The organism is Capnocytophaga gingivalis, assembly GCF_002302415.1.
Lineage (GTDB): Bacteria > Bacteroidota > Bacteroidia > Flavobacteriales > Flavobacteriaceae > Capnocytophaga > Capnocytophaga gingivalis.
In genome coordinates this window covers 1,882,258-1,908,566 of record NZ_CP022386.1, presented here as the reverse complement: position 1 = coordinate 1,908,566, position 26,309 = coordinate 1,882,258, and the positions used below count along the sequence as shown (strand labels likewise).

Sequence of the window (26,309 nt, the reverse complement as noted above, 5' to 3'; positions counted from 1 at the left end):
CTAACTAACATATTGACTCATTTTGGTGAGCATTTCCTCTATCATCTCCATACGTTTTTTTACTTTCTCTGCGGAAGCATCCAAGGTATACCCCTCGTCAAGAAGTTCCTTGATAAGAAGTATTTTTTTGATATTCAGGTAGTCATAGCGGCGATTTTTTCCTTCCTTCTCTGTAAGGCTCTTGAGAATCCCTTTTTCTTCCCAATAACGTATCTGTCGGGTAGGAATCCCTGTTATTTGCGACACCTCCCCTATTCCTACCACCAGCTTTTTAAGGAAATCAAAATCTAATAGTAGCTCCTTAGGTTCTTTTTGCTCAGTTTTTGTCATTAATTGTAAATAATCTACATTTAATGAAAATAATTAACGAAATGAAAGTATTAGAGAACAAAAATGCCGTGATTACAGGCGGAAGTGATGGTATTGGTTTAGGAATAGCCAAAGCCTTTGCACAAAATGGAGCAAATCTTTTACTTATAGGAAAAGATCCTGAAAAGCTTCAAAAAGCCCAAAAAGAGCTACTGGATGAGCACGTTGTACAGATACATACACTTGCTACCGACCTCTCTGCTATGGATAGCCTTACCCAAGTAAGCCAAACTATTTTGAGTCAGTTTCCTTCTATAGATATATTGGTCAATAATGCAGGCTTAGGAAAGTTTGTTCCCTTCGAACAGGTGGATAACAGCTTATACGAAGCTCATTTCAATCTCAATGTAAAGGCGCCTTATTTCCTTACTCAAGGGTTGCTGCCGGCTCTTACCCGTAGCAAAGGAAATGTAATCAACATATCCTCTTACTTTGCCCATCGTATGCTGCCCAATAGAGCCACCACTGTATATTCGGCTACCAAAGGAGCTCTGAACTCCTTTACCAAAGCTTTGGCTTTTGAGGTAGGTCACTTAGGAGTACGTGTCAATGCCATTGCTCCTGGAAGCATCTCTACTCCGCAATTCAATCGTAATCTACAAGCACTCACAGCAGAAAAACAAGCCGCCTTCCAGACAATGGTCAAGGAGATTTACCCACTGCAACACATCGGTACTGCCGAGGATATCGCCCAAGCAGCAGTATTCCTCGCCAGTGAGAATGCCTCATGGATCACAGGCACTATATTAGCTGTTGATGGAGGATTAACAACGAATTAGTTTTTCTAAAATAATAGCTTCTTATTAATCAGTTAAGGTTCGTTCTCAGTCGCTATATAAAAAAAGCGATTAAGAACGAACCTTTTTAGCAAGATAGGAAAAGTATTTTGCTAAAAAACACTGTATCTTTGCCGCATGAATCAGTGCTCAGACACTTAAACCTAACTTCCATGCGAACTATTACTTACAACGACTACATACAGCGTATCAATAAGGTGGTTGCTTATATCAACGATCACTTAGATGAATCCTTAGACCTGAAGACCCTTGCCGAGGTAGCTGCCCTGTCTGAATTTCACTTTCATCGTGTCTTCAAAGCACTCAAAGGAGAATCCATTGGAGCACATATCAGCCGCCTGAGAATAGAGGCAGTAGCACGCCTGTTGCGATATTCGGCTCTCTCCATAGAGGATATAGCCTTCAATATAGGATATGAGGCACCTGCTGCACTCTCCAAAGCCTTCAAAAACCAATATGGTATCACCCCTACTCAGTACAGAACTAACAAAGATATTTATATCATGAAAAAAGAAATTATCAATCCTGATTTGGCTCTCAAAGCTCCTAAAATAATGGAACTCGAGCCTAAAAACCTTATCTATGTAGCCCTCACGGGCGAATATGGAACTTTGGACTATGGCAAGGCCTATGAACAACTATGGGCAGTAGTGAAATCACAAAAACTCTTTACCAAAGGTATTGAGTCGATATGTGTTTCATACGATGATCCTAAAATTACCGAAGCTTCTTTGCAACGTTCCGAGGTAAGTTTGTCCATTCACAAGCCTGCTCATCCTGAAGGTGAGGTAAGTTGCAAGACCTTGGCCGGAGGCAAGTATGCAGTCTTTTTCTATCAAGGCAGTTATACCCATCTCTCAGCTGTCTATGATGCTGCCATGCGCTGGGTGATCGATAGTGAATACGAAGTACGTGAGGAACCTACTTTTGAGAAATACCTTAATGACTCTCGTCGTACCCCTGAAGAGAAACTAAAAACAGAAGTTTATATCCCGATTATTTAACCACAAGAAAGATAGGCTAACAACCTTCCATAACTCCTAAAACCTTTTTATCATGACAAAGACAGAAAAAATCACCGGAATTGTTTTAGCAATACTTCTATTATTGCTCACTCTCTCAGGGAGTGGTTACTTTTTCTTCACCCTGAAAGTAAACTTTGTACAATGGCTTGCCTACAACGCTTGTTCTCCTAGTAGTCTGGTATATTTAGTTGGCTTTATAGTCTTCCTATACAACAAAAATAGTACTTGGCTGGCTCTTGCCTTCCTACCGATGTACTATTTTGGAACTATGGGACTCTTTACCTTCACATGGAGTGGAGCTAATATCTTTGCACAACTATCACATATCACTATGACACTGAACCTCATTTGGGCAGGGTATATACTCTATCGCATGGATAATTACAAGAGATTCGCCCAAGGTCTATTATATAGCATTGTACTTTTTGTTCCATTCATTTCGTTTGTTATGTACTACTGCCGTACACACGCTGAGGAAATCAGCAACTTATTACAAATGACACCTTAGAACTATGCAAACCACTGATATTTGTCCGGAGTGTTATGCTGTTGATAAGCGCATTACTCCATTGTTAAATTCTGAAGATTGTTTATTGCATCATCGTCAGTATATTTGCGGTACTTGTGGTAGGTGTATCTGCGCAGATGTAGATGATAAAGGAAGATTTCGCGCACTTTTCCCTTTTAAAACGCTTGAAATAGCCAAACTATATTTACGTGCTGCCGAAATAATACATCGGTGTGCTTGTAGCATTTACGAAATAACAGATGGTAAAGAAAGAAAACAATACAAAATCTTTCCTTCTATAGTAGAGCTGAATGATTATCTACAGCAAAACAAACAAAAACACTGTAACCTAGAGCCTTTGTTTACAACACCTAAATACAAAGATTGCACTTCAGAACAGTTACGCAAACTTTCGAATGAGGAAGTAAGCATTTATATAAAAGAAAAAAATCGCTGAAGAGTATGCAAATTCAAAAAATAATAGTACTTTTGTTCGAATTATAATCATAAAAACAATAAACAATGAAACAAACATTTCTTTTATTAGTTGCCGCACTAACTGTAGTAACTTGCGGAAAAAGTGATGACAACAATAGCTCAGAAGGAGGTAATATTTCTGTAGGAAAATTCTCACCTCCAAAGTGGATTCAAGGCTCTTGGACAACTGCTAACAAACAATATGGTTATGCCTTTAAAGCTGAAGATTTTTGTCAGATAACCTTAGGGAACACAAACTGTTTCAATGAAAAAAACCTTCCTGTTAGCGATATAAAAGACGAAAAAAATGACAACACCTATAAGGTCAGCTACAAAATCAACACTTTTTCACATACTTTCCTTTTTGAAAAAGTAAATGAACACCAAATAAAAACAACTCATAATGGACGCATAGAAGGCACTTACACGAAACAATAATAGTATATTCCCTAATAGAACAACAACTCTCTATTGAGCGACCAAAGGAACTTTGAATTTAATTACCTCAAGTTAATTTCCCTTTTAAAAAAAACGCCTATCTTTGCACCTGAATTTAGATCATATATTATGAACTGTAAGAAAAGAAAAATCGCGGGTTACATCCTTTCAGGATTGGTAACACTTATCTTTGTAGCCACAGGAGCTATGAAATTCACAGGGGGAGAACAAAATGTAAAAATGGCCGAACTAGTAGGTGGGCAGACAACCCTCTTTATCTTAGGCGGATTACAGTTGCTTTTTGCCTTACTTTTTTGGATACCTCGTACTGCAGTGGTAGGTTTCCTCTTAATGGCTTGCTATATGGCAGGAGCTATGGCCACTCACTTGGTTATCAAGGAACCTTTTGGGCTACAGGCAGGAATTGAGACCCTTATCTGGGTGACTGGGTTTGTTCGCTTCCCTGAACTTACCCAAAGACTTTGCCCTTGTAATAACTGCAAACAGTAATCAGTAATCAGAAGTCAGTGGTCAGTCATCAGAAACTAACAACTGACCACTAACAACTGACTTCTGACCACTGACCACTGACTATGGATTTTGAACGTATCAAAGAAAAACTTGCCATTTTAGCCGATGCAGCCAAGTATGATGTTTCCTGCTCTAGTAGTGGGAGTACACGTAAGGGGAAAAAAGGCGAATTGGGCAATGTTGCCCCTTTAGGGATCTGCCATTCCTTTACGGAAGACGGGCGGTGTATCTCCCTACTCAAAATCCTGCTGACCAACCACTGTATCTATGACTGTGTGTATTGTGTCTCTCGCCGCTCGAACGATATCGCCCGTGCGGCCTTCTCTGTACAGGAGGTAGTGGATCTTACCATTAATTTCTATCGAAGAAATTATATAGAGGGGCTTTTCCTAAGCTCTGGTGTATTCAAAGATCCCGATACGACTATGGAACGCTTAGTAAGGGTAGCCAAAAAACTACGAGAGGAAGAACACTTCAATGGCTATATTCACCTGAAAACGATTCCTGGGGCAAGTGAACTACTGGTACACCAAGCGGGACTCTATGCGGATCGTCTCTCTATCAACCTTGAAATTCCTACCAAGGAGGGTTTGAAGCTCTTAGCCCCTGAAAAAGACCACAAGCAAATGGTCGCTCCTATGCAACAGGTAAAGAATGAGTTGGCGATCACTGCCTTGGAGCGAAAAAAATTCAAACACACCCCTAAGTTTGCCCCTGCTGGACAAACAACCCAGATGATTATTGGCGCTACAGCAGAAACAGATCAGAAAATCATCCATGTAGCCAGCTATATGTATGATAAGTTCCAGCTCAAGCGCGTATACTATTCTGGTTATGTTCCTGTCCTTCAGGACAGTCGCCTACCCTCTATCTATAGTCAAGTGCCTATAGTACGAGAGAATCGTCTCTACCAAGCCGATTGGCTGATGCGCTATTATGGTTTTGCACCTGGAGAAATTCTCGATCCTGCACAACCTTTTCTTGACTTGGAGATAGACCCGAAGTTGGCTTGGGCACTACGTAACCAACACCTCTTCCCTATCGATGTGAATACTGCACCTTGCGAGCTGCTTCTACGTATACCGGGGGTAGGAGTGCGATCCGTACAGAAGATACTCTCGGCTCGTACCTTCCAACGCCTTACCTACTATTCTCTCAAACAAATGGGAGTCCTGCTAAGTCGTGCTAAGTACTTTATCACTTGCAGTGGCGCTCAGCCCTTGGCTGGGACTATGGATAGTCTGAGACTGCGTCGCCTTATCATCGCCAACAGCCAAAGCAAACAGAAAAACATATATGATCCTGAGATACCCTTTCCCAATTAGCCAATAGGCGAATTGGACACTAACGAATTAACACATTGATACATTTACTCTACGATAGTTCCTTTGAGGGATTTCTTACAGCTATCTTTATAACCTTCGAAAGGCGTTATTCACAAGTGATTATCACTCCTGAGTATCGCCATACCCCTACCCTATGGGATGAAGAGGAGAGGGTATATACTGATGCTACCAAAGCCCAGCGCGTGCTGAGCAAGATCAAAACTATATGGGGTACAGAGGGAGTGGCTGTCGTACTTAGGGCTTTCCTATCCGAAGAAAACGCAATAGAAAACCACCTTTTGCAGGCCATTCGACTAATGATCCAATACCCAGAAGGAAATGTCTTAGAGAACTATGCTAATGAGGCTATTGCCCATATTCAAAAGGCAGCTAAGAGTGTAGGGCGTGAGGTACATCGAGTAAAAGAATTTGTTCGTTTTGAGCAAGTAGGCACACTCTACTTTGCCAAAATAGTACCACAGTACGATGTATTACCGTTGGTGATTCCCCACTTCAGAGCACGTTTTTCAGACCAAGAGTGGGTACTCTTTGACCCCAAGCGAGGTTATGGATTCTACTATGACCTTAAGGAGGTCATTTCCTTTACCCCTACTGACAAGAATTTTGGAAAAACCTCCCAACTCTCCGATGGCTATGAACAACTCTGGAAAACCTACTTCCAGCATATCAATATCACAGAGCGTAAGAACACCCGTTACCAACTCAGAAGCATGCCTAAGCGATATTGGCAATACCTGCCTGAGACAAAATAATTCCAAAATTTGTCCCTGTGACAAATTGACCAATTGAAAAATTATCCTTACCTTTGCGTCTATTAATTAGCACATTAGATCATCATCTAATCAATTTATTACCAATGAAATACATTTACTTTATAGGCATAGGAGGGATTGGTATGTCAGCATTGGCACTATACTATCGCTTCAAAGGAAAAGAGGTGCGTGGCTATGATCGTACCCCTTCGGATATTACTGAGATGCTCTCCCAAAAGGACATCGCTATTACCTTTTCAGAGGACTTGGACTTTATCCCCAAAGACTATACCCCTGAAAACACATTGGTTGTCTATACCCCTGCTATCCCCAAAGAACACAAGCAACTTGTCTATTTCCAAACACATGGGTACAAAGTATGCAAGCGTTCGGAAGTATTAGGGCTTATCACTGAGGACAGTTTCTGCTTGGCAGTAGCTGGCACCCATGGCAAGACAACCACCAGCAGTATCTTAGCCCATATCTTGGTGGAGTGCAAAGCGCCTGTTAGTGCTTTCTTAGGGGGTATCTGTGAGAACTTCCAAAGTAACTTCATCTGTAAGGGGACTGAACTTACAGTGGTGGAAGCCGATGAGTTCGATCGCTCTTTCTTGCGCCTAAGCCCATCCATAGCTTGTATCACTGCTGTAGATGCAGACCACTTGGATATCTATGGGACAGCGGAAGAGTTCCAAAAAGGGTTTGAAGACTTTACCCATCGTCTCAAGCCAGGAGGTAAGCTCATTGTTCGCAAGGGACTGCCTTTCGCAGGCCTTACCTATGGCATAGCCGATGGAAGTGATTATGAGATTTCCCAGATAAGAATACAAAACGGGGGCTACCTCTTTACCCTAAGCTATACAGATCCTAAAACAGGAAATCGTGAGGAGGTCAAAGACTGCACTCTCTTCCGCCCTGGGGAGCATCACCTACTCAATGCCTTGGCTGCAGTGGCAGTAGCCCATCAGGCAGGCTATCCCTTAGCCGATTTGGCACATGCCTTAGCCAGCTTTAAAGGGGTCAGAAGGCGCTTTAGCTATATCATCAATACCCCTGAACAAGTCTTTATCGACGACTATGCCCACCACCCTACTGAGCTCAATGCCCTCTACAATGGAGTACGCACCATGTACCCAAATGAGGAGATTACCCTCCTCTTCCAACCCCATCTTTTTACCCGTACTCGCGACTTTGCTGACGGCTTTGCCCAGAGTCTTGCTCAGTTTGACCGTGTTGTTCTCTTGGATATTTACCCTGCTAGAGAGCTTCCTATAGAGGGAATTACCTCCCAGTGGCTATTGGAAAAAATAGATAATCCTAATAAGGTATTAGTCACTAAAGACAATATTATCAACTACTTACAGTCCCATCCCTCCCGAGTTTTAGTCTTAGCTGGAGCTGGAGATATAGGCGTAGAAGTGGAAAAGATTAAAAAGTTTTTGGAAAAAGACATATAAAAATTTGCACAGCTAAAAAAAAGTATGTACTTTTGCGCCCGAAAACGGGAAGATACTCAAGCGGCCAACGAGGGCAGACTGTAAATCTGCTGGTTTTACCTTCGCAGGTTCGAATCCTGCTCTTCCCACCACTATAAAGCGTCATTCCTTAGTGAATGACTTTTTTATTTTATAACAATATCCAATAAACCCTCTTTTGTGAATAATGAAAAGTTATATCAAGGCTATTTCCACTTATTTCCCTAAGAATACGCTTACCAATGACACTATATCTGAGCAATTTCCTGAATGGAATAGTGAAAAGATACTACAAAAAATAGGAATCGAACAGCGCTATATAGCCGATAAGGACGAATGTGCCTCTGATATGGCAGCACAAGCAGTGCTCACTCTTATAGAAGAACATCACTTGGACAAAAACACCATTGATTTTCTTTTACTCTGTACCCAAACCCCTGATCATATCCTCCCTACCACAGCTTGTATTGTACAAGATAAAGTGGGATTACCTACTACCTGTGCGGCCTTGGACATCAACCAAGGGTGTTCTGGCTATATCTATGGACTATCTGTGGCCAGTAGTCTGATTGCCTCTGGCAATTTCAAAAATGTAATTTTAGTAACGGTGGATACCTATACTAAATATGTACACCCAAAAGACAAAGGGAACTTGAGTATCTTCGGGGATGCGGCTACCGCTACACTCGTCTCCACTGAAGGGGAATACCTGATCGGAAAACCTACCTTGGGAACTGATGGTATGGGTGCTGAGAACCTTATTATTCGCAACGGAGGAACACGCTCTGCTCGCAATGAAAACCCTGATGATTGGGACAACTTCATTGATATGAAGGGAGCGAAGATTTTTAATTTCATCGTAAAACGCACCCCCGAGGTAGTGTATAACAATTTAGAAATCAACGGATTGAACAAAGAAGATATAGACTTATTTATCTTCCATCAGGCCAATACCCACATACTGAACAAGGTACGGGAGGATATGGAGATCCCTGAGGAGAAATTCGTCGTAGAGATGCGCTATTATGGCAATACTATTTCTTCCTCTATTCCCATTGCTTTTCTGGAACACCTAAGGAAATACCCTGAAAAAGCAAAGAATAAAATACAATTGGTTGGTTTCGGGGTAGGATACTCATGGGGCGCCATTTGCATAGAAAAATCATAAAAAGAAAGGAACGATATGAAACGTGTAGTAGTAGGGCTTAGTGGAGGGGTGGATAGCAGTGTGGCCGCCTACCTACTCCAAAAGCAAGGTTATGAGGTTATTGGCCTCTTTATGAAAAATTGGCATGACGATTCGGTAACCATCTCCAACGAATGTCCATGGCTTGAGGACAGCAACGATGCCCTAATGGTCGCTGAAAAACTAGGGATTCCCTTCCAAACCGTGGACATGAGTGTGCCTTATAAGCAGCGTATTGTAGATTATATGTTTCGAGAATACGAATGTGGGCGCACCCCTAACCCCGATGTACTTTGTAATCGTGAAATCAAGTTTGCTACTTTCTTAGACCTTGCCCTGAGCTTAGGGGCTGACTATGTGGCTACAGGTCACTATTGTCGTAAGGAAGAAATAGAAGTAGATGGGAAACCTATATATCGCCTCTTGGCAGGAAAAGATGCCAACAAAGACCAATCCTATTTCCTCTGTCAGCTCTCTCAGGAGCAGCTCAGCCGTGCCCTTTTTCCTATTGGAGACCTACAAAAAAGCGAGGTACGTGCCATTGCTAAAGAATTAGGCCTTGTCACAGCTGAAAAGAAAGATTCTCAAGGACTTTGCTTTGTTGGCAAAGTACGTCTGCCTGAGTTCTTACAGCAACAACTCTCCTCAAAGGAGGGAGATATTATCCAGATCCCTTCTACTTGGGCGGGCTATCACAACAAGCAAATGCTTCGATGCTTTGAATGTTATGAGGACGAGCTGAAATTTCTCGCGGAAAAATACCATTATACCCCCCAAGACGGAAAAGTAGTAGGCAAGCACGAAGGCGCCCATTTTTTCACCATAGGACAGCGTAAGGGACTACATGTAGGGGGTACGGCAGAACCTTTGTTCGTCATTGACACCGATACAGAGAAAAATATCATCTATGTAGGAGAAGGAAACACCCATCCTGGACTTTTGAGAAGTGCTTTATTTGTTAAAAAAGAGGATATTCACTGGGTGAGACCCGATCTGGCATTGTCCCTTGGTCAGCGCATGGAATTTCAGGTGCGTATCCGCTATCGCCAGCCACTACAGAAAGCACATTTGTACCTGACAAACAGTGGGTTATATATCCATTTTGACACCCCACAGAGCGCTATTACCTCTGGGCAATTTGCCTCTTGGTACCTCGATGAAGAGCTTATCGGATCGGGAGAGATATATTAAAAAAAAGTTAAACTATTAAATACTCACTATAGCTAATCAAAAATTATTACTTTTGTCCTACTAAAAGAACTAAAAAATTACATTTTATGTCAGCAGAATTACAAAATGCAGGACTCCCAGAGAAGAAAAAAGGTGGAGGACTCATCATTGCCCTTCTTTCATTAGGGCTTGTAGGAGCAGGAGGATATGCCTTCTATCAGTCTAACGAAGCCAAGAAAAACGAGGAAGCAATCTTGGAAAAACGCGATCAAGTAGTCAAAGAACTTGAAGCTTTGCAAAAAGACTACGATGAAGCAGTAACTGTATCCAAACAGAATGCCGATGAGCTTGCCGATGCGAAAGCACGTATCGCTCAGTACATCGATTCCTTGAAGAATATGAAAGCAGACATCAATGTTCTCTTCAAGTATCGTGATCAGGTAAATGTGCTTAAGAAAGAGCGTAACCGCTTATTGGCTATCAATGACTCTTTGCGTAAGTACAATGTAAAAGTAACTCAAGAGCGTGATAGTACCGCTTCTGCCTTGAATGTACGTACTTCACAGCTTGACTCTGTATCTCAGAAAGCACGCGAACTCAGCCAGGTGATCGACGAAGGATCTATCCTTAGCCTTAAGAGCCTTACTGCCAATGGGGTAAAAGAAAAATCTGGTGGTCGCTATGTAGAAAAAGAGCGCTCTGGTGCTACTGACAAGATCAAAGTGTGCTACACTGTTGGAGTAAACCGTATCGCTCCTGTAGGTAATCGTACTTTCTATGTACAGGTAGTAAGCCCTAATGGTATTACTTTAGGGGATAATGAGACTGTTACTGTAGGAGATAAAACCATTAACTATAGTGCTGTAAAAAGATTCCTTTATGAGAGAAATCCTGTAGATGTATGCGAATATATCTCTTCTGTTACTAAGAAATATGAAGGAGGTACTTATCAAGTATATGTATTCGATGATCAATTGAGAGAACTCGGTAAAATAGATCTTAGCCTTCGATAAGAATAGTGAAAACAAAAAATGAAGAGTGAAGAATTACTTTAGGGTAGTTTTTCACTCTTTTTTTAAGTGAATAATGAAAGAGTAAGGAATAAAGAACAAAAGAGCAAATTAGCCGCCTTTATGTAGGCGAATTGCTTCACATACGCCGTTATACCAGCTCACTAACTTTCTTCTTACAGATGTGATATAACATACTCATTCTTTGCTTTTCATTCTTCACAACAAAAAAGGCTTCCATTTGGGAAGCCTTTTTTGTATTAAAACTCTTTTCTTAATTATCAACTAACTAAAAAGTTTTCGTTGTGAAAATTCCTTTTTAGAAGATAGATTGTAGATCTTTTTTATAGCGGGCAAGCAAAGAACGAGTAATTCCTAAGTTTGCTTTAGAAGAATCCACTACTAAATAAATGAAATAAGTACCATTAGGCGCTACATCTATCACGTGAATTTGGTTAGTTAGGGTGATGAGGATATCTTCTATTTTTTCTTTTCCTTCCAAGCCAAGAACACGAAGAGCATTCATTTTAGCTTTTACAACTTCAAGATTGTAAGCAGAAGCCAAGTTAGGGTCAAAATTAGGATCTGCAGAAGAAGCTACATAAGAGACCCCTGATTTTACTTCTGTAACAGAAACAGCTACAAAGCCGGGTACATTGGCTTTGATGTCCTGTACAAATTTATCTAATACATTGGTCATTGTAATGCGGTTTAAAATTAGTGATTCAGTTAAAGTTCAATATTGAGGCATCAAGCGGATTCGAACCGCTGTAGAAGGTTTTGCAGACCTCTGCCTAGCCCCTCGGCCATGATGCCTTTTTTCAGGGTGCAAATGTAAGACAAATCTTTGAACTGCACAAATAATTAGGAAATTATTTTTACACTCACTTGCTCTACATCCCCTCCTGTGGGAGGGTTTATCTTTGCCACCTCTATCTCAAGAGAGATAATATTCTGGAATTCAGTCTTTACCACTTGTAATATACGTCCGGCTACATGTTCTAAAAGCGCTGAGCGAATAGCCATCTGCTCTTCTATGATACGATTCAGGCGCACATAGTCAATAGTGTCCTGAAGCTTGTCGGACTCAATAGATTGGGAAAGATCCGCCCATACGGTCATATCTACTTGATACCAACTCCCAATTTGTGCTTCCTGGTGCAAACAGCCATGATAGGCATATACACGAACATTCTTAAGGGTAATACTACTTTTCATTTTTACAAAAGACAGACTATCTCTCGGTACAGTTACATCCACCGATACCTTGGAACATGTCGATTCCGAGAGTAATCATATGAGAACCAGAGTTATAGGAGCGTATGGTGTTCAGGTTGAGGTTGTACCCATAAGCGAAGTAAAACACCCCTTTCTTCAGTCCCAACATAGGCCCTACAGAAAGTGGCTTGAAGGCCTGATCATTCACAAATCGAGCAGTGGCTCCTACCCAGTAATAGTCCTCAAAATCAAACCAACGGAACTTTACATTCGCATCGGTTAGAGAGCGGCTATCCCCCTCTCTGTATTGCACAAATACAGAGGGCTCTATCTCCAAGATACTGCTGGGAGTACGCTTATAACGGTACCCTGCGTATAGATTATAGTTTCTTAGGGTAGTAGGCTCTTTTACATCGAACATCTCTTTGTTCTTATTCAGGATATTCGTCGCTGCCAAGCTGGCAAAAATACCCTTATAACGATAGAGTACCCCTACCTCAAAGTTGTGATTAATCATCGCTCGGTTATCCGTTACAGCAGCATCCGCTCTAGGACGCCCTGCCTCGGTGAACTTATCGATATCTATACGGAAGGCATTGACCAAGTAAGAGATCCCAAACGATACAAAATGGCTATCGTAACTATCCAAGGTCAAGTGATGCGAGAAAGTAGCCTTCGCTCCCATCTGCTTGGTGTATCCATTTCGGTCATTATACAAGCTCAACCCCAGTCCACTGCGATTCCCCAAGCGCATATCGCCCGATAAGCTCTGGTAGTCCGGTGCCTCCTTGAGACCCACCCATTGGCTGGTTGCCGATAGGCGCACCCGTACGTTGTTTCCTATACCCGCATAAGTGGGCATAATCAAAAATTCACTGTCGGCCAAGTACTGATTCCCTGAGGGTAATTGCAACTCTTGTCCAAACACACTCGGCATGCCCATAAGCACACATATGTATAACGCTAGTTTTTTCATCATCCTTTTTTTAAAATTTATTTATAAGCTCTCAGTGGTCAGTTGTCAGTTATTGAAAACTGACAACTGATAACTGACAGCTGATAACTGTTATCTGTATAAAGTAAAGTGTCCTTTGAATTCTCTACCATCGGATTCCTCACCCAAGGTGATGATATACCAATAGTCTCCCGTAGGCATTTCCTTGCCATTGTAAGTACCATCCCAGCTTTGTCCCTGAGAAAGTTCCTTGAGCAAGCGACCATAACGGTCAAATATCAAAGTATGGATATTCGGATACTGCTGCGTATTGCGCGGTGCCCAAGTATCGTTCTCACCATCTCCTGTAGGAGTGAAGAAGCGTGGGATTTCTATATCATAGTATTCTACATAGAATACCTCTTCTGCGGTACATCCCTTACTGTCTTCCACTCGCGCTTCTATACGCTTCTTGAGCTTATTGTCGCTTGGGTCTACTCCCTCTGGGTCTTGCTTCCTTACGATGTAAGTGCCATTGTTACCCTGATGTACGCCATTGATATAGTAAGTATAATCCGGAACCCCGTTCTTACCTAAGAGCGGTAATTCGTTGATATCTGGATGACGACTTGGATCCTTGATCAAAGTCAACTTCTCTACTACTGGGATCACCACTGGGCTAGTCTCTCCCTCACAGTTAGTTCCCGCATCACTATAGTATAGCTTGATAGACTGTGGCAAGGACGAAGGCCTTACACTGCTGTGTGTACGACTGATGCGTGCCTGTGCTCCAGAGGTCATACCCGCGGCAAAAGAGTGCTTAGTGACTCCATTGTCAAAAGAGTATTGTACCTTGGTGAAGTCCACCGTAGCATCCTCAAAGGTCAGTACTACATAACCCTGATATTCATTGTCCTCACAGTTGTCCTCATAAGTGGCCTTAATATCTAACTTAGGTGCCGCAGTTAGTGAGAACAAATCGGACTCTCCTGCACAGCGCTTGCCGTCCATCGCTCTTACTCGGTAGTTCACTCCGGCCCTGAGACCTGCTATCTCTTTAGGGAAATCTGCCGTCTTGACCTTATCCAAGCGATTGACTACCACATCGCGGTCTGCCTCTACCAATTCCAAACTATAGATGTATGCCAAAGCACCTCCTGCATCTGGATCTGGAGTCTGAGTTCCTCCTGTGACAGAGACACTTACCTTACCTGTATCTCCATGGCATACCAAGTTGCTATTGCTCACTCGGGTTACCTGTATCTCCGGTGGAGTACCCAAGGTAAACTGTACACTCTTCTCACAGTTCCAACGGTCTCTTACATACAAGGTATAGTTACCTGCTGGTAAATTGGTGAACTCATTGCTTAGCTGCAATGGTCTGATGGCTCCTTCTATATCGTGATATAGTTCGTAATAGTAAGTGGTTGTCAGAGTCGTTGCCGTAGGATCATCCACAGCTCCTCCTCGTGCATTCTTCACCACTACCTTACCATCGCGCTCATTCTTACAAGATACCATGGTGATCTCTGGGGCGTCAAAGTCTATTGGATCTGGCTTGACTACTTTATCTACATTCACCGTAGGAGTTACCACACAGCCCCATGCATCTTCTATCTGGAAGGTGAAGGTAGCCCCTGGTGCTGCCGCTCCTGGCACTCCGGTGAAGAGCCAACGATTGTATACCTGATTGGCTGTCTGAGTGTGGCCATTATCTCCTGTCATCGTTACCTTATAAGGTGCTATACCTCCGGTGATATCAATAGAGATTTCCGCGCTACCTGTCGCACTACAATCATCCGGTACTCTAAGCTTGGCCGCCATATTGATAGGCTGGTCTGCCTGACGGATGGTAAAGTTTGCCGGAATCTTAGTGATACAGCCCGTAGAAGTGGATTCCGCTTCTGCTGTATAGGAACCATATGCTAAGGTATTGAGCGTATGGGTAGCTGAACCTGCCGGAACAGTCACTGTTATAATCGGATCTGTAGGACGGGTAAGGCTCTTGATTCTTAGGGTATACCCTTGGGTAGCCTGGTTCACCCCGCCGCTGTTCTCTAAGTCTAAGTCTTCCAAGGTAAAGGTGATAGAACCATCATTACCTCCGTAACACTTCACTGGTTTTTCCTCTGTCGCGGTGAGCGAGAAGGTATTCGGATCCTGTACCTTGTAGGTAGTACCATAGGTCACACAGCCGGTTTCATCATTGGTTGCCACCACACTGTAGTTGCCCATAGGCACATTGGTAAAGGTATGAGTAGCCGTAGTTGCTCCCGCAGGTACTGTTATCTGTACCGTTTGGTGAGAGCTATCCGTTACACTTCTTAGTGCTAAGCTTACTCTTATAGGATCCCCTCCGGCTGGCGTAAGGGTGGCTTCCACCTTCACATCCTCGCCTGCTCGACAGGTAATATCGGTAACCTCTGTGGCGGTGACTGTACTTATCTTCACAAACGGCTTGATCGCTGTTGGGAATGGCTTAGTCACCTCTGCACATTGGTACTGTGCATCCTCTACTCTTAGGGTAAAGTTACCTCCTGTCTCATCCGAGATAGTGAAGGTAGGCTCGGTAAGGTCTATATTACCCGGTACCGGAGTTCCTCCCTTGAGTAGGGTGAAGCGGTAGCGTCCACTACCTCCAGTGATGGCGGTCTTTGGTAAGCTGAGCTTAGCCAATACCTCCTGATCTCCACTACACTGGAACTGGGTTGCTGCCTCTTGGGTCATATCTATCTCTATAGGTTTCACCCCATAGATCGTAAATTCTGTTGTTGCAGTACAGCCATTGGCTGCCTTAGCCTCTACCGTATAGATGATTCCTCTTACATCTCCTAACAAGCCCTTGAAGGTCACCTGTCTACCATTGTTCTGCCAATCCACATAGGTATTGGACGCTACCACATTGGTATGGGTCGCTGGGATGGTCGCCAATGCAGTCACTGCACTATTGTCATCCGCATAGCGGGCTGCCTTCAGACTATAGCTCATCGGAAGCTGACTCTCTGGAGCCGCTACCAAGGTTGCTGATCCTCCTCCATTTACATCCAAGAGGTCTTGGTTGGCATTATAACACTTCGAGTCGGTACTGTTGTCCAATGACAATATCGGTAATACCTTGTCATTGACCGTAAGGGTACGGCTGAATGGACAACCTCCGTGGGTGGTATCCACAATCTCTACTCTATAACGTCCTGGCTGGGTGATTGGCACGGTAAAGGCACCAAATCCACTCATTGGGGTATCGTTCACTATCACTATATCTCCTCCTACATCTTCCTTGAGCACTCTATAGATGTGTGGGTTTGCAGGGTTATGGTTGGCGATATTGTCTACCTTAAGCTCTCCATTGCCTGCCGCACCTGGCTGACAGGTGATAGGCTTGGACTGTGTCAAGTCAAAGCTGATCTTGCCTTGGAAGACAAAGTTCACAGCCGCACTCTTACATCCATTCTGGTCATAGATGGTGATATCACGTGCTGTAGACGATGCATACACACGATAGATATATCCTTCCCATACACTTGGACCTGTCTGGGTGAACTGTATTGGCTGTTGTGGCCCTTCAGTTCCTCCCGCTGGCTTAAAGGTATAGTAGTGTTGTCCCTTACCTATCTGGCTGAGAGTTACTTTCACTGTATATTCTGTACCTACCACACATGGGTTTTCTACCTCTGCTTTGGTAGCCACTGGAGCAGGATCTTCCTTCACTGTTACTGCTTGAGAAATATGACAGTCATTAGCATCTCTTACATGTACATACCATGTAGCTCCCGCTGAGGTACCCTTGATCTTGCCTCCAAAGGTAGTCTCAAAAGTCTCATCCAAGAGTACATCACGGCTATTGGTACCTAGCACTGCAGCATGTGCCCACTGAGCATCCGTAGGCTCTGTGCTAGCTTGGCTTATCGTATATTTGTAAGGACCCACTCCATCCTTGATGGTTACCTTCACCTGTGCAGTCTCATTAGCCGAACCTGAACAAGCTGAGTTTCTCAACAAGTCGGTCTGTACAAAGGCCAATGGCTGAGCAGCACGAAGTACCGTAAAGACTTTGGTATCCATTACGCAGTTCTGTGCCGTTCCATCTCTTACCACCAAGATATATGTCTTGTTCTCTGTAAGGCCTGTTACCGTTTGCTGGATCACACTCTTACCTCCCGATGGAGTCGAAGCGGTACCTGAAGCTATTGGACTTTGTGCTCCTGGACGAGTATCAAATGGATAAGTATACAACTCCCACTTAGGTGCCGTAGTACCCGCAAAGGCACTCAACTCATAGTGTAATATTACTGATCCTGTAGCACCTGCTCCACAGAGGTTTGGCTTACGTTTTTCAGTAATTGTTACCCCTGGAGTAGCTATATTCGGTCTGAAAGTACCATCCAACAAGGTCTTACATCCCTTATACTCTACTGCAATTCTATAAGGAGTCTTCGCCAAGAGGGTAAACTCTATTTCTACTTTCTTGTTGTTTCCTGTACCTGTTATGTTTCCTGTAGTACCTGGTATCCAAGTGAGCAAACCACTGCCCAGCGGTCCATCTCGGTAGATGGCTACACTTAGTTGGGTCTCATCTATTTCTGCACCATCCTCAAAGAACTCTATCTTTTGCTTAGCTGTATTACAGTCTACCTGTACTACATTGCCCGCATTGGCTTTGATCTGAGAGCCTCCTATCTGTACCACTGGTAATGTTACCTTACAGCCAGTAGCCATATTGGTGATCGCTGGATAGTAATCCCCTGGTGCCAAGAAATTAAAGGTCTTAGTAGCTCCTGTGGAGTTTACATAGTTCTCTCCTGTCACCTGTGGCGTACCTGCATGATTTTGTGCAGGGGTAGTATAGTTACTATCAGTATACAAGGCCATATAATAGTTGCCTTGTAAGCCTGTGGTAAAGCTTAACTCTATCTCTCCTAAGCTGCTTGCTCCTGAGGTACAAGAGATATCTTTCTTCCTTACCAAGGTAAGCACTGGTGCTTCTATTTCCTTGATTTCCAAATCTACAGAAGTCTTACATCCCTTAGCATCAGAGAGTTCCACCTTATACCAGCCTTTGCTCAAGTCTCGACCGGTATTGCTTGACTGTAGGGTCTCTGCACTACCTGGAGTGGTAGCATATTTGTAGATCTTTATCACATAAGGAGCTACTCCCTTAGTTCTATCAATCGCATCTGTTATCGGTAAGTAAGCCGTTCCATCATATACACCTATTACGCCCGTAGACTCTCCTGTACAAGCTACCATGCTGGCTGAAAGACCAGGACTTGTAAGGAAGGCTGGAGTTTCAGCTTTTACTTCCTTGCTTACTATATGTTCACAGCCGTTGGCATCTACCACCTTGAAGTGGTATTCTCCTGCAGTCTTGACTGTGATTAAGTAGGTTGTCGTAACCCCTGGGGTGGCATTGATCAGTACATTGCCGCCGTCTGTATCTGTCGTTGGGTTATAACCCGATGGATCTGTAGCTACGCCGCCTCGCTTCCAAGTGAAGGTATAAGCCCCTGATATTTGGGCACCTCCCTTGGCCTCAATGGTGATCTGCTCTTGTGGGGTGGTACATCCAAAGGCATCATCTGAGCTAAGACCTACTTCCATCACCTGAGGGATCACTACCACTTGGGTAAACTCACAGCCTAAGGCGTCTTTTACTTTTATGGTATAGCTTGCTGGATTGAGACCATCAAAACGGTATTCGGTTGGGTTGCCTGGGTCACTTACCCAAGTGGTTCCGCCATCCTTACTAAATTCATAGCCTCCATTACCATTGTTCACCTGTACCATCACCTCGCCTGTCCTACCTGACTGTAAGCACAAGGTTGGGGTCAAGGTTACATCTATATCTATCTTCGCAGGTATAAACTTCTGCTCTATATTCGAAAGACACTCATTCGCATCCTTAATTCTAAACTGATAGTGTACTCCATCGGTAAGGTTCACCACCGTAGCTGTTGTTCCTGTCCATGTCACATCCGCTGTAGGTACATCCACAAAGTCTGCATCAGCAGGGCCTTTCTTCTGTACTGTATATGGAGCTCGTCCGTAAGCTACACGAATGATCGCTCTGGCTGTCGTGTAAGGTGCCACACAACCCTTAGGAGAGATCTTCACCTCTTCTATGGTCAAGGCAGGAACATCATTGATACGTGCCTCTACCCCACCTGCGGTGATCTCACACAAGGTACCATCTGGGTTTACCATACGTACTTTCAAAGTATGAGCTGGATCCGAAGGCGCTGTCACTGGAGCTGGTATCTTTAGCTCGTCTGTACCTACCAAAGTAGTACTCCTATATGCTCCTCCGTTGAGCTGGTACTCAAAGGTAGCTCCAGCCTTGATGTTTCTGAGTTTTACCAATAGGGTACCCTCGCCACCATGACACTTAGGAGGTTCTACCTGAGTGATGGTCGCACCAAAGCCTTTGCTTGGCTCTACCTGTACCGAGATAGGCTCTCCCGACTGGCAGTTCTTAGTAGGCTGGATCACTTCTATCTCATCCAGACCCACCGCAGCATTGTTCACGCCCGCTTCTATAATCAAGCGGAACTGGGTGTGCTGGTTGAAGCCTTCCAAATCCTCAAAGGTCACTTCGCCACTCTGCCATGTACCTCCCTGCGCTGCTGCTGGAAGGGTACGTACAAAGGCTGTCGTACCTGAGCCCCCTGGATTGGTCACCTGTAGGGTCACTCTCAGTAGTACACTCGCGGCTGTATTGGCATCATTGCCCAAGTTCACATACTTGAACTTCACTGTTGCCTTAGCTCGTGGTACCACATTCTGTATATCTTTCACATACAAGCGGTTATCGCTTGGTGCTGTGTGTATCGCATAGTATCTGCCTGTACCTGCCAAAGAGCGGTAGGTAGTTGGAGTGGCTGGTAACTGCTTGGTTACCACATGTACTCCGGCAGAAAGTATGCCTGTTGTCTTAGCAGAACCTACTCCTGTAGGAGCCCCGTCGCTCTCGTCAAGGTCTTCCATATCGGCAAAGGTCTCATTGTAGAGCTGGTTCACCGACTCGGTAGCGGGTTCTGTATAGTATACTCGAACTAAATATGGCGTAGCTCTGCCTGCCAAACCTGTATAACGCATCGCATTGCCTAAGTTTGGCGCTTGACGTACGCCGCCGTCCAAGCTATATTCATAGGTATAAGTAGCTCCCCCTGGAGCGGTTGGCGTTACTGTAAAGGTTCCGTTGCCACCACAGTCATAATCCACTGTAGAAGCTGCCAAGGTTGGTTTGGTCAAGTCTTTCTTGGCCATTACCTCGAACTCGGCAATACAGCCATTGCTATCCTTTACAAATACTTTAACCTTAGGATTGGCTTGGCTACCTCCGTCCACCAACAACGTTCTATCTGTGCTGTAGGAGCCTGTACCTGAGGTAGACATAAACTGATAGCTGCCAGAACCTCCCTTCACCCAGTTCACCTTGAGCAAGAACTTGCCATTGTTACCATCGCAGTTGTTCGCACTCACTACCCCTATAGAGGCTTCTATAGGTGCTGGTGATTCTATACGTACATCTCGAACAATCTCACAACGGCGTCCACCTCCTCCACTATTGAAGAGGTAGCTAAGGGTCACTCTATACTTACCTGCTGAAAGGTTGTTGAACTGTCCCGCAAGGTTGTTCTGTGCTGGGAAGCTCGTATCCATAGTGCCGTCGGTCTTGTATTTCTCCAACTTCACACTTGGACTTGGTACATTGCTCTCCAAGAACTTAGCCGAGATGCTTCCTCCATGCTGGGTCGCACATGTAAGGTCTACCTTGGTCACCTCTACCGCATAGCGAGAGGCTTGGTTTACCTGCACCTCATTGGTCAAGGCATATCTATCATCATTATCTCGTACCAAGAAGATATACTTACCTTCTCTTGGGACTTCTATCCAAGAGGAGAATACATCTGGTACCGTACCTACTGCATTGGTAGGGGTAATTGCACTTGAGAAATCCCCATCAGGAAGCTGCTCAAATACCTTGCCCGCATACTCTGTCTTGGCCAACTGACCATCTATCTTATATATAAGGTATCGGTAGTTACGTACCCCACCGTATACCGTAAAGTTATATTTAGCTTTGTTACACTCTGTAGTAGACCACTCTCCAGTATATTCTACCTCTGCCTTCATGGTCTCCAAGCGGTTGATCGTTACTGTCTGTTCAAAGGTACAACCATTGAGCGCACCACCCTTAGCCTTGATCACTATTCTAAAGGTATCTTGGCTCCTATTGTTCGGTACTTCCAGACCTGTTACGTCGACCTTGTGCATATTGGCGCCTGAAGCAGGGCCATCTCCTGTGAAGGTTCTACCATCAGAGCGGGTAGCTACGTACTCATACTGTACTCCATGGGTACCCATCTCGAAGTTCGCTGCCCCTAAGCTCAAGGCTGTATGTGGGGTAGGGGTTCCTATTAAGGTTCCTGAGAGTTGGGTGGTGAAGACCTCAAAGTAGAACTCTCTAGTACAAGTACCATTGCCCACCTGTAAGCGGTACTTACCTGGGGTAGTACCTCCTATGGTAAAGCTCCTATCGGTAGATACTGTAGACCAGCATGCCGCACTGGTATTATAACAGTTCGGCTGGTTGGCATTGCTACAGCCTGAGCCCTCTTTCTGCCATTTTACTCCTGACTGGTGGTAGGCTACCTGCAATACCTTGCTGCCTGTACCTCCACAGAAGTAGAAGTGGCTTTGCCATTTGGTGTTATCCGTAGCACATACCCCACCTACATTGCCCGCTAAGGCTCTGATAGGATCTACCGTGGTATCGCTCTTGTCCACCAAGCGGATCACTTCTGTAGTCTTCGCCTCAATACCACTACAAGTGGCTATCTTCTCTACTGTATAGTAGCCTGCCGCACTTACCGCCTGGCTACTAGTGGTACTTGCCAATGGAGTCAAACTACCTGGCTGTCCACTATACCACTTATATGAGGTATAGCCCGTACCCAAAGCTGTAAGCGTGAAGCTGCCGCCACAGTAGAGTTCCTCACGTGGGCAGGTAGCACGGCTGTCAATCTCTGCCGCGATGCCATCCCCTTGGATGGTATTCTCTGCCGTACATCCTGCACCTCCTACTGCATAGACAAGCTCAGGCTTCGCTGTGAGTATTGACTGACATGCATTCACATACGCATCACATCCCTGATCCTGCTTGATCTTGATCGGGATATATGCTGAGCGTTCCGCATTCTGTGCCAATACGCCTCCAGTGATATTTGCCAAGATCAGTACTCTCGGGTTGCCTGTGTCATAGCTTACATTCACCGCACCGCCCAACTGAGAGGTAATTATCGCAGGGTCATTCGCCGCAGGTAGCTCATAGTTGGTGTTGGTGTTATCTGGCATGGTAATCCTCAAGGCACCTGTACTGATAGAAGTAGCTGTAGTATTCTTAAGCGTTACCTTATAATATACTGTACTTCCTTTGGCCACTGAAGTGAGAGCTGTAGTGCCGCCCACATTGGCCACAAAAGAACTGGTGATCTGAATATTTATATTCGGAGCCGTTACCGTTACCTTGAAGCTCTTGGTAGCTGCTGTACCCCCTGCTATCTTGCCCTCTACCTTATAGGTTACCGTAGATTCGCCCACAGGGAAACCATTCCAGCTGGTGGCTGGCGTATTACCATTGGCATCCGGCGTAGGGGTATATTTACTTCCATCTGGCTTGGTTACCTCCCAAGTGAGCTTGTAGCCACAGCCCGCCGTGTCATTGATCGTAGGGGCTGTCCAGCTTACATCCGCTGCACACTGGTTCACTGGCAGTACTCCTGTCTTATCCGATAAGCCTGTGATATCCGATGCCGCAAAGTTGCTGCGGGTCAGGTTCACCTGCTTCTTGGCTGTATCCTTAGATACTGGAGTACATCCAAAACCTGGTTTCATCTTATAGGTAACCCAGTACTCCGCATCCACCGTAGGATTCAAGGTGATCGAAGGACGCGTCTTATCCGCTACTCCTGAAAGAGCCGTAGCTGGACTTGACTTCCACTCCAACTCATACAAACTCGCTGGTAAGTCCACACTCAATGTCAATGGAGTACCCGCACATGCCGTCGTCGCTGAGGTACGTACCTGTGGATTCTGCAAAGAACCAAACTCAGGGACAGGTACCAAACGATCCAAACAACCTGACTCAAACTTCACTTCATAACTGTCACTGCCAGAAAGCCTTGGAATGTTACTGAAAGTTGCATAAGCATCTTCCAAGTTTGCAGGACGGGTAGCTACCCTTACAGGCGCCACCTGAGTACCATCCGAGTGAGTAGCTATCGCCTTTGTCCCTCCTGATACCTTATATAAGGTATAGGTAATAGGATATTGTGGCTCAGATCCCGCAGGCAACTCAACCCTTACCATCCCTGTATTCGGATTCGAAGGATCACACATGCCAATTCCTACAGTTGGTGTGATGTCGGTAGTATTGACAATCTCAAATTCTTTGTAGATCAGTGTATTTGCTAAATAACGTTCATCCCAAATTTTTCTTGGATTAGGTAAGGGTAGTCGTCTAGCAGGATCATAATGATATGTATATCCATGGGAATGAGGATCATCTACTATAGTATACCAATCCCATGCATCTGAAGGGATGGCTAAAAGATACTTTCCTGGAGGCAAGTTTCCTATTTCACCTTTTTTACTAATTTTAGAAGGATCTGGATTGGGCACTTGTGTAAGTGCTTTTACTCCCATACCAGGAATTATTTGTCCTCTTTTGTGTATAGGATCACTTCCCCCCTTGTCCTTGAGTACCATCATACGATAGATTTGAGAAGTTCCATCTCTACTTATAGTAACTTCAAAAGACACTTTTCCTCTACTGCTTTGCCCCCCTTGACTACAATCGGTAGTTACGGTATACTTAAGATCATAGTAGGCAGGAAGAGGTGTTGGAATCGTAACTTCTTTTTCTATTTGTCCACAATTATCCTTTAATTTAAGCTTATATTTTCCAGGGGGAACATCTACTAATTGATAATATCTGTCATTTCCTCCATTCATAGAAGGATAAAACTTCACTGTTTTTGGAAATGTTATCCTATAATCGCCTGCCAAATTCCAAGGACCTGTGGCATGTATGGTCTTTACCATTTGTCCATCGGTAGGAGTGAGAGTTACCTGAAGCGGATTGGCATCAGTAATGAGTCCTCTCAATCCTCCTCGAGAAGCCTCAGTATGACCAAATAACAACACTCCTCCCTTATCAGGGGCATCCAAAATGACACGAGAGTCACCCCATCCTATAGCAATTCTATCTAAAGGAGATGGAATGTCACTGCTATTAAAGGTTCTTGTCTTATAATAATCACATTTTGAAGATGAAGGAGACATGGATGTGTCTTTGGAGTATGCTACAGAAAATGATGAAGGACTTGCAGAAGCAGTTCTAACTCTATGTGTATTATAATCAACATTGTCATAGAAACGATACAATCCAACACTTTGGGGAGTTGAAACACTTCCTCCCTCTGTAAGGGTATAATATCCTCTTGAAGAAAATGTATTATAGTAAAATACATCACTACTTTGCCAATATGGATAATTAAATTGTGTCTTTATAATGGCTCGAGTATTACATGCACCTGCATCCTCAGCTTCTATTTCTGTCTTAGGATAATTATTTGCAAGTTCTTTTACTGTATGAGTTGTTGTTTTTGTCATTCCACAATCCTCATAAGAAATTGTAATCACATCTCCCACCTTTACTCTCTCAGTATCAGCTAACTTAAAAAGCATAGGACGATCCCAATTCCAATAACGAAAATCATTTCCTGCTTCTATATAAGAACCTGCTCTTACAAAATTCACTTGCTCTCCTCTAGCAAATTCTTTATTTATAATAGTAGCTCCTCCACGAGTCACTTTCACTTTCAATAGGAATGGATAAGTTTGATCATAATCAATACTATGTATATATCTATGTCCTACTGCTAAGTTATAAGTATCACACTGTCCCTCTATAGGTGCAAAAGATGCCAAAAGGGTATCAGGAGAAAAAGAATAATCCTTCCTCAATACACGTTCGGCAGAACATCCCCCACCTTCTATTGTAACCTTATAATTTTTATTAGCTTCTAATTTTTTCCCACTGTCTGGTTCTATCTGAGTTAGACCTGCAGCTGTGATTGTCTTTCCTGCTACAATCACTTGATTGGTATCAGTATCTACTACTTTTATTGTATAGCTCCCTGCAGTACGAAGATCTATATTAATTACTCCATTTCTACCTATCGTTTCTGTAGATTTCAGCGGACGACAAGTTTCCATAGTCAGGTTACGAATAAAAGAACCTGACGCAGCCTGTGTAGTAATACTACGCACGTTTTTCGGCTCAGTAAGAGAACAAGTTCCCCCACCGGCACGATCTTCCACTTCTATGTCATATTTTGTACTTGGCTTAAGACCTGTGATATTGACAGTTGTCTCAGTCCCCGTTTTATTAGTAGCAGGGGAAGTAAAGGTAGGAGTTGTTGCCCCAGGAGCATAGAACTTCACTACAAAGGGACCTGAACCATCCTTAATCTTGAGCGCCACTTTTCCGTCAGTTGCACATTCTCCTGTAGCAGCTGTCTGTGTAGCTTTGGTCATATCCACAGAGAAGCGCCTATAGGTACTTACCACCGTAACACTCAATGCAGTAGGATGCGTATCGCTACCATCCTTCTTTTCAAGCTTTACCTTATAAGTTCCTGAGGAGAGGTTAGCGAAGTCTGCTTTCCCTGCGGCAGAGAGGTTCTGTCGTGCTTGCACCGCACCAGCACTGTCGTACAAGACCGCCCAGTACTGGCTAATACAATTGGTATCGGCAGAGGCCAAGGCAACCTTGACAGTACCGCCACAGGTAGTATTCTCCACTGTGGCCGTATAATTCACGCGGCACTGCTGAGCGCGGCTGAATATCGGTACCAAAAGCAATAGGTATAAAAATAATCTCATAATATGCTTGGTTTTTTCTGTTAGCAAATTGTTCCCCCTCCCCCCGAAGGGGAGTGGGATAGTTTAGGTTTCTTAATTTAGTTTATACAAATTGGGATTAAGCGAATTGCAATTCATCATTTCGA

The 26,309-nt window shown here is 44.0% G+C and carries 17 protein-coding genes and 2 tRNA genes; 13 read left to right on the top strand and 6 right to left on the bottom strand.

Annotated elements, in window-relative coordinates; all coding sequences use genetic code 11:
* Positions 1-330, bottom strand: coding sequence for a MerR family transcriptional regulator (locus CGC50_RS09035; RefSeq protein WP_095910567.1), 330 nt, complete (start codon positions 328-330; stop codon positions 1-3).
* A 41-nt stretch (positions 331-371) separates the two neighbouring features.
* Between CGC50_RS09035 and CGC50_RS09030 the strand changes: the two genes are divergently transcribed.
* The 13 genes from CGC50_RS09030 (at position 372) to CGC50_RS08970 (ending at position 11,087) form a co-directional block, all read left to right on the top strand.
* The gene (locus tag CGC50_RS09030) at positions 372-1,148 is read left to right on the top strand and encodes an SDR family NAD(P)-dependent oxidoreductase (protein ID WP_095911335.1); all 777 of its coding nucleotides are present in this window, start codon (positions 372-374) and stop codon (positions 1,146-1,148) included.
* A 170-nt stretch (positions 1,149-1,318) separates the two neighbouring features.
* The gene (locus tag CGC50_RS09025) at positions 1,319-2,170 is read left to right on the top strand and encodes an AraC family transcriptional regulator (RefSeq protein WP_095911334.1); all 852 of its coding nucleotides are present in this window, start codon (positions 1,319-1,321) and stop codon (positions 2,168-2,170) included.
* Positions 2,171-2,222: 52 nt separating this feature from the next.
* On the top strand, positions 2,223-2,699 hold the full coding sequence (locus CGC50_RS09020; protein WP_095910566.1) for a hypothetical protein: 477 nt from the start codon (positions 2,223-2,225) through the stop codon (positions 2,697-2,699).
* A gap of 4 nt (positions 2,700-2,703) precedes the next feature.
* Positions 2,704-3,156 carry a hypothetical protein gene (locus CGC50_RS09015; protein ID WP_095910565.1) on the top strand — a complete coding sequence of 151 codons (453 nt, stop codon included), beginning with the start codon at positions 2,704-2,706 and terminating at the stop codon, positions 3,154-3,156.
* A 65-nt stretch (positions 3,157-3,221) separates the two neighbouring features.
* A complete protein-coding gene (locus tag CGC50_RS09010; RefSeq protein WP_095910564.1) occupies positions 3,222-3,614 on the top strand; it encodes a hypothetical protein in 393 nt (130 codons plus the stop codon).
* Positions 3,615-3,743: 129 nt separating this feature from the next.
* The gene (locus tag CGC50_RS09005; protein WP_095910563.1) at positions 3,744-4,124 is read left to right on the top strand and encodes a DoxX family protein; all 381 of its coding nucleotides are present in this window, start codon (positions 3,744-3,746) and stop codon (positions 4,122-4,124) included.
* An 83-nt stretch (positions 4,125-4,207) separates the two neighbouring features.
* On the top strand, positions 4,208-5,470 hold the full coding sequence (locus tag CGC50_RS09000) for a putative DNA modification/repair radical SAM protein (protein WP_095910562.1): 1,263 nt from the start codon (positions 4,208-4,210) through the stop codon (positions 5,468-5,470).
* Positions 5,471-5,505: 35 nt separating this feature from the next.
* Entirely contained in the window at positions 5,506-6,243 is a 738-nt protein-coding gene (locus CGC50_RS08995) for a TIGR03915 family putative DNA repair protein (protein WP_095910561.1), read from the top strand.
* A 104-nt stretch (positions 6,244-6,347) separates the two neighbouring features.
* On the top strand, positions 6,348-7,700 hold the full coding sequence (gene murC, locus CGC50_RS08990) for a UDP-N-acetylmuramate--L-alanine ligase (protein ID WP_095910560.1): 1,353 nt from the start codon (positions 6,348-6,350) through the stop codon (positions 7,698-7,700).
* Between the two features lie 46 nt (positions 7,701-7,746).
* Positions 7,747-7,831 (top strand) — tRNA-Tyr (locus CGC50_RS08985).
* Between the two features lie 74 nt (positions 7,832-7,905).
* Entirely contained in the window at positions 7,906-8,886 is a 981-nt protein-coding gene (locus tag CGC50_RS08980) for a ketoacyl-ACP synthase III (protein WP_095910559.1), read from the top strand.
* Between the two features lie 15 nt (positions 8,887-8,901).
* Positions 8,902-10,095, top strand: a complete 1,194-nt coding sequence (mnmA, locus tag CGC50_RS08975) for a tRNA 2-thiouridine(34) synthase MnmA (protein ID WP_095910558.1) — start codon at positions 8,902-8,904, stop codon at positions 10,093-10,095.
* Between the two features lie 86 nt (positions 10,096-10,181).
* A complete protein-coding gene (locus CGC50_RS08970) occupies positions 10,182-11,087 on the top strand; it encodes a YfgM family protein (protein WP_095910557.1) in 906 nt (301 codons plus the stop codon).
* A gap of 316 nt (positions 11,088-11,403) precedes the next feature.
* Here CGC50_RS08970 and CGC50_RS08965 read toward each other — a convergent pair whose 3' ends face one another.
* The 5 genes from CGC50_RS08965 to CGC50_RS08945 form a co-directional block, all read right to left on the bottom strand.
* Positions 11,404-11,784 carry a hypothetical protein gene (locus CGC50_RS08965; RefSeq protein WP_095910556.1) on the bottom strand — a complete coding sequence of 127 codons (381 nt, stop codon included), beginning with the start codon at positions 11,782-11,784 and terminating at the stop codon, positions 11,404-11,406.
* Between the two features lie 45 nt (positions 11,785-11,829).
* Positions 11,830-11,900: transfer RNA gene (locus CGC50_RS08960), tRNA-Cys, on the bottom strand.
* 48 nt (positions 11,901-11,948) lie between these two features.
* Positions 11,949-12,302 carry a dihydroneopterin aldolase gene (gene folB / locus CGC50_RS08955; RefSeq protein ID WP_095910555.1) on the bottom strand — a complete coding sequence of 118 codons (354 nt, stop codon included), beginning with the start codon at positions 12,300-12,302 and terminating at the stop codon, positions 11,949-11,951.
* Positions 12,303-12,318: 16 nt separating this feature from the next.
* Positions 12,319-13,278, bottom strand: coding sequence for a PorP/SprF family type IX secretion system membrane protein (locus CGC50_RS08950; RefSeq protein ID WP_095911282.1), 960 nt, complete (start codon positions 13,276-13,278; stop codon positions 12,319-12,321).
* Positions 13,279-13,368: 90 nt separating this feature from the next.
* Complete coding sequence (locus CGC50_RS08945) at positions 13,369-26,184, bottom strand: T9SS type B sorting domain-containing protein (protein WP_095910554.1); 12,816 nt, start codon at positions 26,182-26,184, stop codon at positions 13,369-13,371.
* Positions 26,185-26,309 lie beyond the last annotated feature (125 nt).

Bases quoted from the DNA above. Each gene is read 5' to 3' on its own strand.
- CGC50_RS09010 (WP_095910564.1), top strand. From the start codon at position 3,222: ATGAAACAAACATTTCTTTTATTAGTTGCCGCACTAACTGTAGTAACT.
- CGC50_RS09030 (WP_095911335.1), top strand. From the start codon at position 372: ATGAAAGTATTAGAGAACAAAAATGCCGTGATTACAGGCGGAAGTGAT.
- CGC50_RS09025 (WP_095911334.1), top strand. From the start codon at position 1,319: ATGCGAACTATTACTTACAACGACTACATACAGCGTATCAATAAGGTG.
- folB (WP_095910555.1), bottom strand. From the start codon at position 12,302: ATGAAAAGTAGTATTACCCTTAAGAATGTTCGTGTATATGCCTATCAT.
- mnmA (WP_095910558.1), top strand. From the start codon at position 8,902: ATGAAACGTGTAGTAGTAGGGCTTAGTGGAGGGGTGGATAGCAGTGTG.
- CGC50_RS09035 (WP_095910567.1), bottom strand. From the start codon at position 330: ATGACAAAAACTGAGCAAAAAGAACCTAAGGAGCTACTATTAGATTTT.
- CGC50_RS08965 (WP_095910556.1), bottom strand. From the start codon at position 11,784: ATGACCAATGTATTAGATAAATTTGTACAGGACATCAAAGCCAATGTA.
- CGC50_RS08980 (WP_095910559.1), top strand. From the start codon at position 7,906: ATGAAAAGTTATATCAAGGCTATTTCCACTTATTTCCCTAAGAATACG.
- CGC50_RS08950 (WP_095911282.1), bottom strand. From the start codon at position 13,278: ATGAAAAAACTAGCGTTATACATATGTGTGCTTATGGGCATGCCGAGT.
- CGC50_RS09020 (WP_095910566.1), top strand. From the start codon at position 2,223: ATGACAAAGACAGAAAAAATCACCGGAATTGTTTTAGCAATACTTCTA.
- CGC50_RS08945 (WP_095910554.1), bottom strand. From the start codon at position 26,184: ATGAGATTATTTTTATACCTATTGCTTTTGGTACCGATATTCAGCCGC.
- murC (WP_095910560.1), top strand. From the start codon at position 6,348: ATGAAATACATTTACTTTATAGGCATAGGAGGGATTGGTATGTCAGCA.
- CGC50_RS09015 (WP_095910565.1), top strand. From the start codon at position 2,704: ATGCAAACCACTGATATTTGTCCGGAGTGTTATGCTGTTGATAAGCGC.
- CGC50_RS09000 (WP_095910562.1), top strand. From the start codon at position 4,208: ATGGATTTTGAACGTATCAAAGAAAAACTTGCCATTTTAGCCGATGCA.
- CGC50_RS08970 (WP_095910557.1), top strand. From the start codon at position 10,182: ATGTCAGCAGAATTACAAAATGCAGGACTCCCAGAGAAGAAAAAAGGT.
- CGC50_RS09005 (WP_095910563.1), top strand. From the start codon at position 3,744: ATGAACTGTAAGAAAAGAAAAATCGCGGGTTACATCCTTTCAGGATTG.